The organism is Micromonospora sp. CP22 (assembly GCF_009712475.1).
Taxonomy (GTDB): domain Bacteria; phylum Actinomycetota; class Actinomycetes; order Mycobacteriales; family Micromonosporaceae; genus Micromonospora.
Map to the genome: position 1 here is coordinate 156,732 of NZ_VCJO01000001.1, position 16,683 is coordinate 173,414.

The 16,683-nt window shown below is 71.8% G+C and carries 14 protein-coding genes and 1 tRNA gene; 7 read left to right on the forward strand and 8 right to left on the reverse strand.

Annotated elements, in window-relative coordinates:
• The first annotated feature begins 47 nt into the window (after positions 1-47).
• Together cysS and rlmB are read left to right on the forward strand one after the other, a co-directional pair.
• Positions 48-1,463, forward strand: a complete 1,416-nt coding sequence (cysS, locus tag FF096_RS00725) for a cysteine--tRNA ligase (protein ID WP_309222409.1) — start codon at positions 48-50, stop codon at positions 1,461-1,463.
• On the forward strand, positions 1,463-2,584 hold the full coding sequence (rlmB, locus tag FF096_RS00730; protein ID WP_155214417.1) for a 23S rRNA (guanosine(2251)-2'-O)-methyltransferase RlmB: 1,122 nt from the start codon (positions 1,463-1,465) through the stop codon (positions 2,582-2,584). The genes cysS and rlmB overlap by 1 nt, the downstream gene beginning before the upstream one ends.
• Positions 2,585-2,651: 67 nt before the next feature.
• On the opposite strand, the gene FF096_RS00735 is transcribed toward rlmB, so the two are convergent.
• Entirely contained in the window at positions 2,652-3,743 is a 1,092-nt protein-coding gene (locus FF096_RS00735) for an ABC transporter ATP-binding protein (protein WP_155214418.1), read from the reverse strand.
• 319 nt (positions 3,744-4,062) lie between these two features.
• Between FF096_RS00735 and FF096_RS00740 the strand changes: the two genes are divergently transcribed.
• Together FF096_RS00740 and FF096_RS00745 are read left to right on the forward strand one after the other, a co-directional pair.
• Positions 4,063-4,139: transfer RNA gene (locus FF096_RS00740), tRNA-Thr, on the forward strand.
• 216 nt (positions 4,140-4,355) lie between these two features.
• Positions 4,356-5,114, forward strand: a complete 759-nt coding sequence (locus tag FF096_RS00745; protein ID WP_309222410.1) for an enoyl-CoA hydratase/isomerase family protein — start codon at positions 4,356-4,358, stop codon at positions 5,112-5,114.
• Positions 5,115-5,129: 15 nt separating this feature from the next.
• On the opposite strand, the gene FF096_RS00750 is transcribed toward FF096_RS00745, so the two are convergent.
• Positions 5,130-6,656, reverse strand: a complete 1,527-nt coding sequence (locus FF096_RS00750; protein ID WP_155214419.1) for an FAD-dependent oxidoreductase — start codon at positions 6,654-6,656, stop codon at positions 5,130-5,132.
• A gap of 120 nt (positions 6,657-6,776) precedes the next feature.
• Positions 6,777-7,259, reverse strand: coding sequence for an MSMEG_6728 family protein (locus FF096_RS00755; RefSeq protein WP_155214420.1), 483 nt, complete (start codon positions 7,257-7,259; stop codon positions 6,777-6,779).
• Between the two features lie 100 nt (positions 7,260-7,359).
• Here FF096_RS00755 and FF096_RS00760 point away from each other — a divergent pair, with 100 nt between their 5' ends.
• Positions 7,360-9,144 (forward strand): potassium channel family protein, encoded by a 1,785-nt coding sequence (locus FF096_RS00760; protein ID WP_375335268.1) that lies wholly within the window; start codon positions 7,360-7,362, stop codon positions 9,142-9,144.
• Here the strand turns inward: FF096_RS00760 and FF096_RS00765 are convergent.
• Entirely contained in the window at positions 9,135-10,382 is a 1,248-nt protein-coding gene (locus FF096_RS00765) for an APC family permease (protein ID WP_309222411.1), read from the reverse strand. The genes FF096_RS00760 and FF096_RS00765 overlap by 10 nt on opposite strands.
• Before the next feature lie 4 nt (positions 10,383-10,386).
• The gene (locus FF096_RS00770) at positions 10,387-11,148 is read right to left on the reverse strand and encodes a phosphatase PAP2 family protein (RefSeq protein ID WP_309222412.1); all 762 of its coding nucleotides are present in this window, start codon (positions 11,146-11,148) and stop codon (positions 10,387-10,389) included.
• Positions 11,149-11,173: 25 nt separating this feature from the next.
• On the opposite strand from FF096_RS00770, the gene FF096_RS00775 reads away from it, so the two are divergent.
• Positions 11,174-12,460, forward strand: coding sequence for a DUF4032 domain-containing protein (locus tag FF096_RS00775; RefSeq protein WP_230462214.1), 1,287 nt, complete (start codon positions 11,174-11,176; stop codon positions 12,458-12,460).
• A gap of 16 nt (positions 12,461-12,476) precedes the next feature.
• On the opposite strand, the gene nagA is transcribed toward FF096_RS00775, so the two are convergent.
• The 3 genes from nagA to FF096_RS00790 form a co-directional block, all read right to left on the reverse strand.
• The gene (gene nagA, locus FF096_RS00780; RefSeq protein ID WP_155214423.1) at positions 12,477-13,586 is read right to left on the reverse strand and encodes an N-acetylglucosamine-6-phosphate deacetylase; all 1,110 of its coding nucleotides are present in this window, start codon (positions 13,584-13,586) and stop codon (positions 12,477-12,479) included.
• Positions 13,583-14,557 carry an ROK family protein gene (locus tag FF096_RS00785; RefSeq protein WP_309222414.1) on the reverse strand — a complete coding sequence of 325 codons (975 nt, stop codon included), beginning with the start codon at positions 14,555-14,557 and terminating at the stop codon, positions 13,583-13,585. The genes nagA and FF096_RS00785 overlap by 4 nt, the downstream gene beginning before the upstream one ends.
• 87 nt (positions 14,558-14,644) lie before the next feature.
• On the reverse strand, positions 14,645-15,574 hold the full coding sequence (locus FF096_RS00790) for an SIS domain-containing protein (protein ID WP_155214424.1): 930 nt from the start codon (positions 15,572-15,574) through the stop codon (positions 14,645-14,647).
• Between the two features lie 193 nt (positions 15,575-15,767).
• Between FF096_RS00790 and FF096_RS00795 the strand changes: the two genes are divergently transcribed.
• Positions 15,768-16,553, forward strand: coding sequence for a DeoR/GlpR family DNA-binding transcription regulator (locus FF096_RS00795; protein WP_309222415.1), 786 nt, complete (start codon positions 15,768-15,770; stop codon positions 16,551-16,553).
• Positions 16,554-16,683: the final 130 nt, after the last annotated feature.

Here is a 16,683-nt window from a genome sequence, read left to right on the forward strand (position 1 = left end):
ACCAGGCTCGCACCGACCGGACGAGCGTGGACGGCTACCCTTGTACGGTGACGCTACGCCTGTATGACACCGCCACCCGATCGGTGCGGGACTTCGTCCCGCGGGAAGCCGGCAAGGTGGGGGTCTACCTGTGTGGTCTCACCCTCCAGGCACCGCCGCACATCGGCCATCTTCGCTCCGGCGTCAACTACGACGTGTTGCGTCGCTGGCTGTCGGCCGCCGGTTTCCAGGTCACCTTCATCCGCAACCTGACCGACATCGACGACAAGATCCTGGTCAAGGCGCAGGAGCAGCAGCGGCCCTTCTGGTCGATCGCGTACGCCAACGAGTTGAAGCTCGCCGAGGCGTACCGGGCGTTGAACGTGCTGCCGCCCACCTACGAGCCACGGGCCACCGGCCACATTCCCGAGATGCACGAGCTGATCGCGCAGTTGATCGAGCGGGGGCACGCGTACCCGGCCACCGACGGCTCGGGTGACGTGTACTTCGACGTGTGCTCGTGGCCGGCGTACGGGGCGTTGTCGAACCAGTCGCCCGACGACATGCAGTCCGCCGACGACGCGCCGGATCGGGGTAAGCGCGACCCGCGTGACTTCGCCCTCTGGAAGGGGGCCAAGCCGGACGAGCCGGCGGACGCCTACTGGCCGTCGCCGTGGGGGCGGGGCCGACCCGGCTGGCACATCGAGTGCTCGGCGATGTGCTGGCGCTACCTGGGCGCGGAGTTCGACATCCACGGCGGTGGGCTCGACCTGACCTTCCCCCACCACGAGAACGAGTTGGCCCAGTCCCAGGCCGCCGGCCTGCCCTTCGCCCGCTACTGGGTGCACCACGGCCTGCTCGGCATCGGCGGGACGAAGATGGGCAAGTCGCTGGGCAACGCCCTCGACCTGGACTATGTCGCCTCCCTCGGGGTGCGTCCGGTGGAACTGCGCTACTACTACGTGGCCGCCCACTACCGTTCCCGGATCGACTACTCCGAGGAGGCGTTGCGCGAGGCGGCCGTCGCGTACCGGCGGATCGAGGGCTTCGTGACGCGGGCCGTGGAACGGGTCGGCGCGGGCGGCCACGGTGCGCTGCCCGAGGCGTTCACCGTGGCGATGGACGACGACCTGAACACCTCGGCCGCGCTGGCGGCCCTGCACGAGGTGCTGCGCGACGGCAACAGCGCGCTGGCCGCCGGGGACGATGTGACCGTCCGCACCACGCTCGCCAGTGTCCGCGCGATGCTGGATATCCTCGGGGTCGACCCTCTCGACCCGGCGTGGACCGGCGGAGCCCGGGCGAGTGACCTCCGTGGTGTGGTGGACTCCCTGATCGCCCTGGCCCTCGAACAACGCGCGCAGGCCCGGGTCCGTAAGGACTGGGCCGCCGCCGACGCCCTGCGGGATCAACTCAAGCGAGCCGGAGTGGTGGTCGAGGACACCCCACAGGGGCCGCGTTGGACTATTGGAGAGCATGACTGATGGCCGGCAATTCTCAGCGCCGTGGCCGACGGGTGGTATCGAAGGCTAGTGCCCCGAAGGGGTCCGGTGGCAAGAACCGGGACTCCCTCGCTGGGCGTGGCCGGACGTTGCCGGCCGACGAACGCCCCTGGCACAAGGCCTACTCCGGCACCGAGAAGTTGCCGCAGCGCACCGCGTGGAAGCAGGAGAAGGAGCGCCGGGCGGCGGCCGAGGAGGGGCGTGCCCCGAAGGTCGGCCAGCCGGGCAGCAAGGACACCACCTGGGGCAAGGGCGGCGGCCGGGGCCCGGGCGTCGGGAAACCGTCCCGGGGCAAGCAGCCCGCCGGGCGCAGCGGTCCCCGCGTCGCGCCGGGGCGCAAGTCCAACCCGGCGAAGGACACCCCGGAGTTGTTGGTCGGTCGTAACCCGGTGCTGGAGGCGCTGCGTACCCACGTTCCGGCGACCGCGCTCTACACGGCGCAGGGCATCGACATCGACGACCGGGTCAAGGAGATCGTCCGTACGGCTGCCGACCGGGGGATCGCGATCCTCGACGTCAGCCGCGCCGAGCTGGACCGGATGACCGGCGGGGTACTGCACCAGGGCGTCGGTCTCCAGGTGCCGCCGTTCGCGTACGAGCCGTTCGACGATCTGATGGCCGCCGCACTGGAACAGCCGGCACCGCTGCTGGTGGCGCTGGACGGGGTCACCGATCCGCGTAACCTCGGCGCGGTGATCCGCTCCGCCGCCGCGTTCGGCGCGCAGGGCGTCTTCGTGCCGGAGCGGCGGGCGGCCGGGATCACCGCGACCGCGTGGCGGACCAGCGCGGGCGCAGCGGCTCGGGTGCCGGTGGCCCAGGTGACCAACCTCACCCGGTCACTGAAGGCATGCCAGGCCGCCGGGTTCGTGGTGGTCGGTCTGGACGCCGACGGGGAGACCGACCTGTACGACCTGGAGGCAGCCGTCGGCCCGCTGGTCGTGGTGGTCGGCTCGGAGGGGCGGGGGCTGTCCCGCCTGGTCGGGCAGACCTGCGACCTCAACGTCAGCATCCCGATGATCTCCGAGGTGGAGTCGCTCAACGCGAGCGTGGCGGCTGCGGTGACCCTCGCGGAGGTGGCGCGCCGCCGGGCCGCCGAGGGCTGACGAACCGGACAGCGTACGTAAGAAGGGCGGCCCGCCATCGGCGGACCGCCCTTCTCGTGTTGCTACGTCAGATGCGCTGCCCGGAGGCGGCGTGGAAGACGTGGCTCTGGCCGGTACGCGGCTTCACGAAGATCGTGTCGCCCATGTTCGGCATGTGCCGACGGTCGGTGCGGACCACGAACCGCTCGGAGGCACCGTCGAGCGCGGCGTGGCCGTAGACGTTGGCGTCGGAGCCCAGGTCCTCGACCAGTTCGACGACGACCGGCATGCCGCCCTCGGTCGGGCTGACGATGTCGCAGTCCTCCGGACGGAAGCCCACGGTCACCTTGCCGTTGCCGCCGTCGGCGTTCGCCGCCTCGGCCTGCTCACGGGTCAGCGGCACGAACATCTCGGCGAACGCCGCGCCCTGCTCGGTGAGCGGAACGGTCTTGATGTTCATGGCGGGCGAGCCGATGAAGCCGGCGACGAAGACGTTGGCCGGGGCGTCGTAGAGGGTCCGGGGCGTGTCGACCTGCTGGAGCACGCCGTCGAGCATGACCGCCACCCGGTGACCCATGGTCATGGCCTCGACCTGGTCGTGGGTGACGTAGACGGTGGTGATGCCGAGCTTGGCCTGAAGCGACGCGATCTGCGTACGGGTCTGCACCCGCAGCTTGGCGTCGAGGTTCGACAGCGGCTCGTCCATCAGGAAGACCTGCGGCTCCCGGACGATGGCCCGGCCCATCGCGACCCGCTGGCGCTGACCACCGGAGAGCGCCTTGGGCTTACGGCTGAGGTACTCCTCCAGCTGGAGCAGCGCCGCCGCCTCCTTGACCCGCCGGTCGATCTCGGACTTGGAGGTCTTGCGCAGCTTGAGCGCGAACGCCATGTTCTCGTACACCGTCATGTGCGGGTAGAGGGCGTAGTTCTGGAAGACCATCGCGATGTCACGGGCCTTCGGCGGCAGGTGGGTGACGTCCCGGTCGTCGATGTAGATGCCGCCGTCGTCGACGTCCTCCAGGCCGGCGAGCATGCGCAGGCTGGTGGACTTACCACAACCGGAGGGGCCGACCAGGACGAGGAACTCGCCGTCGCCGATCTGGAGGTCGAGCTGGTTGACCGCGGGGCGTTCGGTGCCCGGGTAGATCCGGGACGCCTTCGCGTAGGTGACCGTAGCCATGGGGGAACGCTTCCTTTCACCGGCAGGAACGTGCCGGACGATCCGAGTGAAGGAGCGACCGGTACGTAGGCCCGTACCGGCGCCACGGCCACCGCGAGGCACGCTCGCGTCAGCCGTGTCACTGCACGGTAAACGGCTTTCGCCGCGATGCCAAGGTCCACGGTCGACCGGTACTTCCGAAGCATTCGCATTCCGGTCACTCGGGCACGGTCGGACACGAATCGACGCTCGCAGGTCGGGTTGTTGACGTTTCCCATGCTCGGAACCCCTGCCGAGCAGGAAAAGCTGACGTCGGTCGCTATGCTGGCCTCGACACAACGCCCCTGTAGCTCAGCTGGCCAGAGCACCCGCCTTGTAAGCGGGATGTCGCCGGTTCGATCCCGGCCGGGGGCTCCATCCGTATCGCAATGGTTCACCGGGCGGACGTCGCGGCGTAACCGGGTGCTCGGGACGGGCCGTCAGGCTCGGTCTCCACCCGCCACGCCCGGCCCGGTCACCTCGACCGAGGGCCACCCGCCACCGTGCGCCGCGCCCGTCTGCCCGCCCGGGCAGGCGACGTCGCTAAGGTCGCCGCAGGTGACGTACGACGTGGTGCGGCGAAGGGATGGTGCGGTGACGGACGCGGACCTGGTGGTCGAGGTCGCGGGTGCGGTGGCCACGGTGGTGATCCGCAATCCGGGCCGACGCAACGCGATGACGCCGGCCATGTGGCGGCGACTGCCCGTGCTGCTCGACGGTCTTGAGGTCGACCCGGCGATCCGTGTGGTGGTGCTGACCGGAGCCGACGGCACCTTCTGCGCGGGTGCCGACCTCGGCGACCTGGACGAGTTGCTGGCGGCCGGTGACGGCAGCATCGCCGTCGCGGCGGAGGAGCGGCTGGCGACCTTCGCCAAACCGACCGTGGCGGCCATCCAGGGTGCCTGCGTCGGGGGCGGCTGCCAACTGGCGGTCGCCTGCGACCTGCGGATAGCCGCGGCCGACGCGCGGTTCGGCGTACCGCCGGCTCGGCTGGGGCTGGTCTACCCGGCACCGACCACCCTCCGGTTGTCCCGACTGGTCGGCCCGTCGGCGGCCAAGCACCTGCTTTTCACCGGCGAGTTGATCGACGCCGAGCGGGCGATGCGGATCGGCCTGGCCGACGAGGTATTGCCCGGCGACGAGCTGGCCGCCCGGGTCGCCACGCTCACCGGCACGATCGCCGAGCGCTCGCAACTCAGCGTCGCCGCCGCCAAGGAGATCGTCGACGGTCGGGCGGACGAAGCCCGGATGACCTGGTGGCACGGGCAGGTACGGGCCAGCGGCGAGGCCCGGGAGGGCGTGGCCGCCTTCCACGAACGTCGCGCTCCGCGATTCGGCTGGACCCACCCCTGAGCCGGTGGGCAGCAGTCAACGCCGGACGAGCAGCCCACGCGGGCGGATCGAGTGCACCGGCTCGGTGGCACCGCCCACTGCCCGCAGAACGTGGTTCGCCGCGAGGACACCGGTGGCCGCCGCGCGTTCCATCAGGGCGCTGGGGAAGTCCGTGCGGATGCCGTCGCCGGCCAGGTAGATGCCGGCCGCGTCGGTGCGGACCCCCGGCCGTCCGGCATGGCTGCCCGGCGTGAAGGCCGGTGCCTTCGCCTCGACGCGGGCGCGCAGGTGCCGTACCCGCAGTCGTGCCGTCTCCGGCCAGAGTACGGCCAGCTCGGCCCGCATCCGTTCGGCCAGCTCCGTGGCGGGCACGTCCGGCTCACAGGCGTACGCGTGCAGCTCGATCACCGAACCGCCGGTCTGCTCCGCCCACTGGCGGGACTCGCGTTCCAGCCGGTGGTACACCGTCACCGAGTCCAGCGTGGGCTGTCGGGACACTCCACTGAAGATTGCCCGCTCCGGGTCGACGTCCCCCTCGCACCAGTAGCGGGCCACCGCGTACGGCGGACCGGGCCGACCGTACGCGGGCATCGCCGCCGCCAGCGCCGGAGCCTGCTCGGCCAACTCCGGGCAGGCCGCGACCAGTGCGGCGAGCGCCGGTGGGTCGACGGCGAGCACGACGTGTTCGGCTCGGTACGTGCCTTCGGCGCTGCTCACCCGCCAACCGTCGGCCTCGCGGCGCAGCCCGGTCACCGGCTCCCCGGTACGGACCCGGCCGCCGTGCCGCTCGACGTGTCGGCTCAGCGGCCCCCAGATCGCCGTGGCGTAATCCTCGTCGGGGCAGTCGAAGGCCAGCCCTTCCGGGTTGCCGAGCAGGTAGAAGTGGAACTGCGCGATCATCTCGGCGGCCGACATGTCGGCCTCGTGGTTGAAGAACGAGTGGGAGAAGACCTCGAAGAGCATCGCCCGGGCCCGGTCGGGCAGGCGCAACGAGTCGAGCAGCTCGTCGGCGGTGGTGTGGTCGAACTCGGCGTAGGTACGCACCGGGTCGTAGGTCAGCAGTGGCAGGGCGGCGTCCCGGTCCATCGCGCGCAGGTCGCGTAGGCGGAGACTTGGGCTGCGGGCGAGCAGGGTGAGCAGGTTCGCCGGTGGCGCGGGCGGCAGTCGCCCGAACTCCTCCGTCGGCCACTCGGCACTGAGCACCGGATAGCCGGGGACGGGCCGCAGGAAACGCAGGGCCGGGTCGGCTCGGCGCAGGATGTTGCGCCAGTTGTAGTACTGCCGGAAGAAGGCGTGGAAACCGTGCTCGTTGACCTGGCGGGTGCCGTCGTCCAGGGCTTCCGGCCAGGCGCCGAGCCGGCCGCCCAGGGTGGCCGCGGCCTCCAGCACGGTCACCTCGACACCGCGTTCGGCGAGCACCACGGCCGCCGACATGCCGGCGATGCCGCCGCCGACGACCACCGCGGTGACCGGGCGCGGCACGCGTCGAGCGCCACCGCCGCCCGGGTCGACCTCATGCCGGCGTACGCCGATGAGCCGTCCAGCAACCTGCGACAGGGCCATGTGGAACCTCCCGAGTCGCCCACCAGTCTGCCCAGTCGCAAGGAAGGGCCCCTTGTTAACACGCTGCTGTTAACAAGGGGCCCGGGCACCTCACGAGGCGTTAACAGGGGGCCCTTCCTTTCACCGAAGGCAGCGGCGGGGGCGGTCGGAGTCGGGCCAGACGTATTCCAGGTCGTCGGGGACATCGTCGCCGAAGATTGGGCGGTAGTGCGCCGGATCCTTGCGCAGCAGCGACGAACGGTGGCTCAGGTGCACCTCGGTCCGGCCGAGCCAGGGCGGCAGTTCCCTGGCGACGGCAAGCTCCTGCTGGGTACGGACCTCTTCGATGCCGCAGGCGGTGGCCAGGTCCACGGCCAACGTGGTGGCGCAGGTGTCGGCTCGTCCGGCCGCGCACCAGACCGCGCAGACGTCCAGCCCGTAGCGGGTCAGGGCCTCCTCGTACCCGGCCCACATCTTCACCGCCGGGTGGTTGCGCCACCCGTACGTGGGCCAGGTCAGCCCGCGCAGCACCTGGATCGCCTCCACCCGCTGTTTGCCGAGTCGGCGCTGGTCCAGCGCCCGGGCACTGGCCAGGAAGTCCGGGTACGGCAGGAAGGTCTGCATACCGCTGCCCTACCCGGCGCGGGCCAGGACATGCCGCGCGACGGCAACCACGATCATGAAGGGCTGCGCGGGCTGCGACCGGCTGATTACCATGCGGGGCATGGCGGAGCCGCTGCTCGACCGGGCCCTGCGGGCCAGCCGCCGATTGCGGGTCAACGGGGAACCCCGGGCACACTTCGTGATCTGCGGGCAGGACCCGCTCGCCTACTGGGTGGTGCGGGCGATACTTGCTGGCGAAACGCAGGCGGGCCGGATACGGATCACCCTGATCGTGCCGGACCGTCGGCGCTCTCCCGCACCGGACGGCCGTGACCTGCCGGGCATCGAGGTGGTCCGGGCCGACCGGCTCGACGAGCGCACCTTCCGTCGGGCGGGGCTGGCCGGCGCGGCCGGGCTGGCCCTGCTGCATCAGGACGACGTGGGCAACATGCACGCCGCGCTCTGCGCGCAGGAGGTGGAGCCTGGGCTGCGCCTGGTGGTGCGGATGTTCAACACCGGGCTGGCCAACGGCGTACGACAGATCTTCCCCGACTCGGCGGTGCTCTCGGACGCCTCGATGGCCGCACCGGCCTTCGTGGCCGCCGCGCTCGGCGAGGTCGCGCCGACGCACTTCCGGCACGGCGGGCGCACCCTCTACGTGGCCCGCCGTGACGACGTACGCCCGAGCGAGGTGGTCTGCGGGGTGGCCGACACTCGCGACGACCAGCAGGATCTGGTACTGCCCGCTGACGAGCGGGACGCCGACGTGGTGATCGCCGAGGCGGTCGGTCGACCGGCCGGCACCGAACTGGCGGCGCGGCGGCTGGTCCGGGCGCGGCGGCTGCGTCGACCCGTGGCGATGCTGCTCCGCGCGATCCGCAGCTTCGCCACCCGGAAGATCGGCATCGCGGTGCTCTCGCTGATCGCCATGGTGGCCGCGCTGGGCTGGCTGTACGCCGACGCCGCGGATGTCGGCTGGGCCGAGGCGCTCTACCTGACCCTGGTCACCACGCTGACCGGGCAGGACCCGGACACCACCAAAGGGGGCGCCGAACAGGTCATGCAGGTGGTGCTCAACCTTGCCGGGCTGGCACTGATCCCGCTGATCACGGCGGTGGTGGTCGACGGGGTGGTGCAGGCCCGGTTGGCCCTGCACACCGGGCGGATCCTGCCCGAGCGCTCGGGGCACGTGGTGGTGGTCGGTCTGGGCAACATCGGTACCCGGGTGATGGGTCAGCTGCACGACTTCGGCGTCGAGGTGGTGGCGATCGACAAGAACGCCGACGCGCGCGGTGCCGGGCTGGCCCGGCGGCTGGGCGTACCGCTGGTGGTGGGTGACGCGGCGCAGGAGGAGACGCTGCGGGCCGCCTCGGTCGCGTCCTGTCAGGCGTTGGTGGTGGTCTCGACCGACGACGGGGCCAACCTGCGGGCGGCGCTGAACGCCCGAGCCCTCGACGAGGAACTCCGGGTGGTGCTGCGGCTCTTCGACGGCGACTTCGCCGAGCGGGTGCAGCGCGCCTTCGGCATCGGCACCTCGCGCAGTGTTTCGTACCTGGCGGCACCGTCGTTCGCCGCGGCCCTGCTGGACCGGGCGGTGGTCGCCACCATCCCGGTGGGCCGGCACGCCCTGCTGGTCACCGAGGTCGCGGTGGCCGCCGGTTCGGCCCTGGACGGTCGTACCCTCGCCGCCGTCGGGCGGCCCGGCAGCGTACGCCTGCTCGCGCACGCCCGCAGCGGGCAACGGATCGACTGGTCACCAGATCCCCGGATGGTGATCATCGCCGGTGACCGGTTGACCGTGGTGGCCCGCCGCGCCGGTCTCAACGCGCTGCTGCGCGAGACGGCGCCGCCACCCCCGGAGCCGGACTCGTCGGTGGCACCGATGCCCCGCGACGGTCAGCGCTGATCCGTCAGGCGGTAGCGGTGCCGCACGGCGTACCAGGCGGCGCCGAGGGCGAGCACGCCGAAACCGGCGAGCACGGAGGCCAACGGCAGGTTCACCGCGAGCAGGACGCAGCCGAGCAGCCCGGCCACGGCGAGCGCCTGGACCGGGAGCTTCCGCTCCGGCTCCCGCCCGAGGGTCAACGCTGCGGCGTTGGCGATGGCGTAGTAGACCAGCACCGTGCAGGCGGAGAAGCCGATCGCGCCGCGCACGTCGCCGAGCACGACCACCAGGATCACCACGGCGGCGACCGCCAGTTCGGCCCGGTGCGGCACCCGGTGCACCGGGTGCACGGCGGCCAGCGTGACGGGCAGGTCCCGGCGGCGGGCCATCGCCAACGTGGTGCGGGCGACCCCGGCCAGCAGGGAGAGCAGCACCCCGGTCACCGCGACGGCTGCCCCGACGCGGACCACCCAGGCCAGGCCGGGCAGCCCGGCCGCGCTCACCACGTCGGCCAGTGGTGCGGCCGACCCGGCGAGCCGGTCCGGCCCGAGCACCCCGAGCGTGATCACGGCCAGCACCAGGTAGCTCACCAGCACCACGCCGAGTGCCAGCGGCACCGCCCGGGGGATGGTCCGCTCCGGGTCGCGTACCTCCTCACCGAGGGTGGCGATCCGCGCGTACCCGGCGAAGGCGAAGAAGAGCAGGCCAGCGGCGGTGAGGATGCCCCGCGCTGAGCCGCCGGGCTGATCGATCCGACCGATCGACAGGTCGGTCGCGCCAGCCACCGCCACCAGTGCCAGCACCGCCAGCACGATCAGCACCAGGACCCGGGTGGCGGTCGCGGTCTTCGCCACGCCGCGCAGGTTGACGGCGGTCACCGCGACGACCGCGGCGACCGCGACCAACCGGGCCTGACCCGGCCAGAGGTACGCCCCGATGGTCAGCGCCATCGCCGCGCAACTGGCCGTCTTGCCGATGACGAAACCCCACCCGGCGAGGAACCCGGCGAACGGGCTCAGCCGCTCCCGGCCGTAGACGTAGGTGCCGCCGGACTCCGGGTAGCGGGCGGCCAGCCGGGCGGAACTGGTGGCGTTGCAGTACGCGACGAAGCCGGCCAGCGCCAGGGCGACCAGCAGTCCGGTGCCGCCGGCCGCGCTCGCGGCGGGCGCGAAGACCACGAAGACGCCCGCGCCAAGCATCGATCCGAGGCCGATGACCACGGCATCCGGTACGCCGAGGCGACGCGAGAGTCGGTCCACCGGCCTAGTGCCGCTCGGTGAACGGCGCGTCCCAGCGCCGTAGTCGGCCACCCAGCGGCAGGTCGTCCCAGGGCACCCGGTGCAGGAACCGGTCCAGCAGCAGCCCGAGCAGCAGGGCGGCCAGCCCGTCGGTGAGCCAGTGGAAGTTGAGGTAGGTGGTGGTGATCAGCAGGATCCCGGGCGGCGCGTAACGAACCAGTCGGTACCCGCCGACGGGCAGCCGACCGGCGGTCAGCGAGACCAGCAGCAGGGCGATCACGCCGTACCAGACGATCGCGTTGGCCACGTGCCCCGACGGGTACGACATCGAGTACGCCCCGGCCGGCAGTTGGTTGAAGATCTGCACCGCCTCCTCGGGAGCCAGGAACGGCTCCTTGACCGAGGCGGTGGGTGCCGCCCGGTCGGTCCAGATCTTTAGCGGCCCGATGGTCAGCATGGTGACCAGGAAGGCGGCGGCGACCAGCAGGAATGGCCGGACCGTACGACGACGCCAGGCCACCGCCACCGCCAGCGCGCCGGAGACCGGTAGCAGCAGTCCGCCACCTTGGCCGAGCAGGTTGAACACCCGGGCGGTCCAGTACGCCGGGGCCGGGTCGTGGGTGAAGGCCCACTCGCTGACGGCGAGGTCGAGGTCGAGCAGGTGTCCCCGGGCGAGCGCGGCGGTCAGCGCCGCGAATCCCGCCAGCAGCACGGCGTCGAACCACCAGCCGGCCGGACGTACCGGCGTCAGACGCGTCCCACGGCGTACCGATGTCGTCTTCCGCACCCCGGTCACGCTACCGGCCTGCGGGATGCTCGCAGCGGACGCCGACTGTGGGCCCAACCACGTGGGGAGGCGTTCCGACCCGGAAGACGTCAGACTTGACGTCGTGCGGATCACCTCGGCCCTCGTCGACCCGGCGTTGCTCGACCTTCCCTGGTCGACGCCGTTGGAGCAGTGGCCGGCCGAACACCTGGTCGCACTGCCCCAGGGCATCTCCCGGCACGTGGTGCGTTTCGTGCAGTTGGGCGGGTACGTCTACGCGGTCAAGGAAACCGGCGAGCGGGTGGCCGAGCGGGAGTACGACCTGCTGCGGGCCCTGGAACGGATCGACTTCCCGTCGGTGAAGGCGGTGGCGATCGTCGCCGACCGGGAGTCCGACGCGGGTGAGCCGCTGGACCCCGTCCTGATCACCCGGCACCTCCAGTTCTCCCTGCCGTACCGGGCGCTGTTCTCGCACACGCTGCGCCCGGAGACGATGGGCCGTCTGCTCGACGCGCTCGCCGCGCTGCTGGTCCGGATGCACCTGACCGGCTTCTTCTGGGGCGACTGCTCGCTGTCGAACACGCTGTTCCGGCGGGACGCGGGCGCCTTCGCCGCGTACCTGGTCGACGCCGAGACCGGCGCGCTGCGCAGCGTGCTCTCCAACGGTCAGCGTGGCGAGGACCTGGAGATCGCCCGGGTCAACATCTTCGGGGAGGCGCTCGACCTCCAGGCCGCCGGTCTGCTGCACGACTCGATCGATCCCGAGGTCGTCTGCGAGGAGGTGGTGCAGCGCTACGAGCGGCTCTGGCACGAGATCACCTACGAGCAGCAGGTGGAACGGCAGGCCCGGCACGATATCGAGGGGCGCATCCGCCGGCTCAACGAGCTGGGCTTCGACGTGGCCGAGGTGGCCATGTCCACCATCGACAACGGCCGCTACCTGATCCGGCCCAAGGTGGTCGACGCCGGGTACCACCACCGTCGGTTGCTCCGCCTCACCGGGCTCGACGCCGAGGAGAACCAGGCCCGCAAGCTGCTCAACGACCTCGACGCGTATCGGGCGGAGAGCGACCTGACCGACGAGCAGCAGGCCGCGCACCGCTGGCTGACCGAGGTCTTCGAGCCGGTGGTCCGGGCGGTACCGGCGAACCTGCGGCGGAAGCTGGAGCCGCAGGAGCTGTTCGCCCAGATCATCGAGCACAAGTGGCTGCTCTCCGAGCAGGTCGGTCGGGACGTCGGGATGCGCCACGCGGTGCAGTCGTTCCTGTCGGACGTGCTGGTGCACCGTCCCGACGAGCAGGCCGTCCTCGGTGTGGAGATCTCTTCCGGCTGACCCGCCGGCTGCCGCGTCACTCCACCCAGACGCCGGCCCGCATCACCCGGACGATCTCCAGGTCGTCGTCGAGCACCACCAGGTCGGCGCGGAGCCCGGCCTGGAGGCTGCCCACCTGGTCGCCGAGCCCGACGGCGAGAGCCGGCGTGGTGGACGCCATGCGTACCGCGTCGGGGACCGGGACCCCCGAGGCGACCGCGTTGCGCAGTGCCCTGTCCATGGTCAGCGTGCTACCCGCGATCGCCCCGTCGGGGGAGAGCCGGGCGACCCCGTCGCGCACGGTCACCGCCTGGCCGCCCAGCTCGTACTCGCCGTCCGGCATTCCGGCGGCGGCCATCGAGTCGGTGACCAGCGCGCACCGTTCCGGCCCGGCGGTCGAGGTGGCGAAGGTGAGCGTCCCCTCGTGCAGGTGCACCCCGTCGGCGACCAGCTCGCAGATCACGTTCGGGGCGGCCAGCAGCGCCACCACGGGGCCCGGCTCGCGGTGGTGCACCGGGCGCATCCCGTTGAACAGGTGGGTGCCGACGCTCGCGCCCGCCGCCACGGCGGCGCGGGTCTGCTCGTACGTGCCGTCGGTGTGGCCGACCGCGGCGACCACCCCGTGCCGGGTGAGCATCTCCATGGTCGCCAGCGCGCCGGGACGCTCGGGGGCGAGGGTGACCATCCGGACCGCTCCCTCACCGACCTTGATGAGCTCGGTCAGCTCGTCGACGGAGGGGTCCCGCAGGAACTCCGGGTTCTGCGCCCCGCACCTGGCGGCGGAGAGGTACGGCCCTTCGAAGTGGATGCCGGCCAGCACGCCGTCGCGGACCAGCGGCGCGAACGCGACGGTGGCCGAGCGCATCAGCTCGAACGGCGAGCTGACCAGGCTGGCCACCAGGCTGGTGGTGCCGTGGCGCAGGTGGAACGCGGCGGCGGCACGCGCCTGGCCGGCGTCGCCGGTGGTGAAGGTGTGCCCGCCGCCGCCGTGGCTGTGGATGTCCACGAAGCCGGGCACGATCCAGTGGCCGTCGCGCCCCGACGGGTATTCGGCGACCGCGCTGATCCGGTCGCCTTTGACCTCGACGCAGCCTTGCGCGATCACCCCGGCCGGGGTCACCACCTTGCCGTTCACCCGTACGGTCATGGCGTCTCCAGTTGATCGAGAGCGAGCAGTGCGGCACCGAGGCAGCCCGCCTCGTCGCCGAGGACGGCCGGGACCAGTCGTGGCTCCCGGTGGAAGGTCAGCCGGTCCCGCAGCGCGGCACGAAGCGGGTCGAACAGCCCGGCGCCGGCCTGGGCGAGGCCGCCGCCCAGGACGATGGTCTCCACGTCGAACAGGGCCTGAGCGGTGGCGAGGCCGTCGGCGAGGGCTTCCACCGTCTCCCGCCAGACCCGGGTGGCCAGTTCCTCACCGGCTGCGGCCCGGGCGGCCACGTCGGCGGCGGTCACCATGGTCCGTCCCGGCTCGGATTTCCCGGCGGACCCACCGTCCGACGTCGCGCCGGTGAGTTCGGCGTAGCGGCGAGCGACGGACGAGGCGGAGGCGATCGCCTCCAGGCAGCCCGGTCGTCCGCAGCCGCAGGTCGGCCCGTCCGGACGGACCAGGATGTGACCGAGTTCCCCGGCCGCGCCGTGCGCCCCGGTGGCGGCCGAGCCGGCCACCACGTGCGCTGCGGCGATGCCGGTGCCGATCGCCACGAACAGCACGTGTCCCCGGTCCCGGCCGGCGCCCAGCCGGGCCTCGGCGAGGCCACCGGCGCGTACGTCGTGGCCGAGCGTGGTGGGCAGGCCGAGCCGAGTGGACGCCAGGTCGCGCAGGGGCACGTTCCGGAAGCCGACGTTCGCCGACCAGACCGCGACGCCGCGCGCGGTGTCCACGACGCCCGGCACCACGATGCCGAGCGCGGTCGGCGTGAGTCCGTCCGCCCGCGCCTTGGCGGCGAGGCCCTCGGCCACCGTCAGGATCGTCTCGACCACGGCGTCGGGGCCGCGCCCGGCGTCCGTGGGGTGCCGTTCGGCGTGCCGTACCGCGCCGTCCGCGCCGACCAGCGCGCACTTCATCCCGGTGCCACCCACGTCCAGCGCGACGGCGACCTGCCCGTCGTTCACCGCCACCGCGTCACCTGACGCCTCGAAGCGCTCGGGTCAGGTCGGAGGGTCCTGCTGCGGGCGGGTTCGGGCCGGGATCTCGTGGCGTCGAGGTCACGTGAGCACCACGGAGCGGCTCAGGTGCCGGGGTGCGTCGGGGTCGAGCCCACGGCTGGTGGCGAGGGCGACGGCGAACCGCTGGGCCAGGATCAGGTCGGCCATCGGGTCGACCGGGGTACGCCCGGCGGCCCACCGGCCGAGCACCGAGTGGTAGCCGTGGGTGCGGCTGTGCGCGAAGGAGGCTCCGGTGGCGGCGACGTCCTCCGGCAGCCCGTCGGGCAACTCGCCGAACGCCCAGACCAACCGCCCCGGGGCGGCCACCGAGATGGGGCCGTGCCGATAGTCCATCGCGGGGTACGCCTCGGCCCAGAAGGTCGCCGCCTCGCGACACTTCAGCGCGGCCTCCTGGGCCAACCCGATGGTCCAGCCGCGACCGAGGAAGGTGACCTGTTCGATCAGGCTCGGGTCGATCGGCAGCGGGGTACGTACGGCGACCTCCGCGTCGGCGACCAGCGCGGTCATGTTGTCGCCCAGGTGTGCGCGGAGCAGGGCCAGCGCGGTGGTGGCGAAGCGGGTCTGCACCACGGAGCGTTCGTCGGCGAACGGCATGGTGACGGCGGCGTCTGCGATCTCGACCACCGGTGAGTTGGGATCACCGACGATCACCGTCGTCGGGGTCTGGCCGTGCAGCGCGGTGAGCAGGTCCAGCACCTCCGTGGTGGTGCCGGAGCGGGTGATCGCCAGCAGCCGGTCGTAGCGGCGGCCGGTGGGGAACTCGCTGGCCTGGAAGGCGTCGGTCTCGCCCTGGCCGGCGGCCTCGCGGCGGGTCGCGTACGCCATGGCCATGAACCACGACGTGCCGCAGCCGACGACGGCGACCCGCTCACCGGGGCGGGGCAGGCGGTCGAGCATCGCAGGTGCCAGCTCGCTCGCCTGACGCCAGCAGTCCGGCTGGCTCGCGATCTCCGCGTGGACGTACGCCATGAGAACTCCTCGCAGGCCGAGCCTGCGCGTTACGGCTCGTTAATCCCGTCTTTCGAGCGTCATTCTGCGTGAAACTTACCGGAAATGGCAACCGCAGGAGTGATCGAGCACACCCGGCTTTTGCCACTTCGTAGTTTCGAGCACTAGTGTGCACGCAACCAAGCACCGATCGTGCAGACACGGGAGGCCCGGGGTGGACCGCTACGCGAGATGGAACGCCCTGCTCGAAATGCTGACCGATTCGGGTCGGGTCACCGTCGAGGAGGCCGCCGACCGGCTGGACGTTTCGCAGGCGACCATCCGCCGCGACTTCGACCAACTCGCGCAGCAGCAGATGATCACGCGTACCCGGGGTGGCGCGGTCGCCAACGGCGTCTCGTACGACCTGCCACTGCGTTACAAGACGGCCAAGCACTCCGCCGAGAAGCAGCGGATCGGTGCGGCTGCGGCGGCACTCGTCTCTCCGGGGACGGTGGTCGGCCTCAACGGCGGCACCACCAGCACCGAGGTGGCTCGGGCGCTGGCCGTACGCCCGGATCTCAACACCAACGCCGAGGGTGCCCAACTGACCGTGGTCACCAACGCCCTGAACATCGCCAACGAGTTGCTCGTCCGGTCCCGGATGAAGGTCGTGGTGGCCGGCGGCGTGGTGCGGCCGAAGTCCTTCGAACTGGTCGGCCCGCTGGGTGGGGCGCTGCTGCGCGAGGTCACCCTGGACGTGGCGCTGCTCGGGGTGGACGCCATCGACCCGTCGCTCGGTGCGGCAGCCCATCACGAGGGCGAGGCGGCGATGAACAACCTGATGGTGGCGCGGGCCAAGCGGGTGGTGATAATCGCCGACTCGTCCAAACTGGGCGGTCACGCCTTCGCCCGGATCTGCCCGGTCGAACGGGTCGAGACGCTGGTCACCGACTCCGGGGCCGCGCCGGATCTGGTCGACGCCTTCCGTGCCGCCGGGGTCCACGTCATCTGCGCCTGAGGGCGTACTGGGTCAACGCCGCGTCGCGGTTGCGCTGCTTGACGTGTAGGAAGCCTGCCCTTTCGGCGTGTCGATACATACCGGGTATTGCGCGGTGATGCATACCGCGTATGGTGTCGTCGTCGCCCAC

What these genes read in the sequence shown, in the direction of transcription:
- FF096_RS00750 (WP_155214419.1), bottom strand. Translation starts at nt 6,656, where the DNA reads ATGGCCCTGTCGCAGGTTGCTGGACGGCTCATCGGCGTACGCCGGCAT.
- rlmB (WP_155214417.1), top strand. Translation starts at nt 1,463, where the DNA reads ATGGCCGGCAATTCTCAGCGCCGTGGCCGACGGGTGGTATCGAAGGCT.
- FF096_RS00755 (WP_155214420.1), bottom strand. Translation starts at nt 7,259, where the DNA reads ATGCAGACCTTCCTGCCGTACCCGGACTTCCTGGCCAGTGCCCGGGCG.
- FF096_RS00735 (WP_155214418.1), bottom strand. Translation starts at nt 3,743, where the DNA reads ATGGCTACGGTCACCTACGCGAAGGCGTCCCGGATCTACCCGGGCACC.
- FF096_RS00775 (WP_230462214.1), top strand. Translation starts at nt 11,174, where the DNA reads ATGCTCGCAGCGGACGCCGACTGTGGGCCCAACCACGTGGGGAGGCGT.
- nagA (WP_155214423.1), bottom strand. Translation starts at nt 13,586, where the DNA reads ATGACCGTACGGGTGAACGGCAAGGTGGTGACCCCGGCCGGGGTGATC.
- FF096_RS00760 (WP_375335268.1), top strand. Translation starts at nt 7,360, where the DNA reads ATGGCGGAGCCGCTGCTCGACCGGGCCCTGCGGGCCAGCCGCCGATTG.
- FF096_RS00790 (WP_155214424.1), bottom strand. Translation starts at nt 15,574, where the DNA reads ATGGCGTACGTCCACGCGGAGATCGCGAGCCAGCCGGACTGCTGGCGT.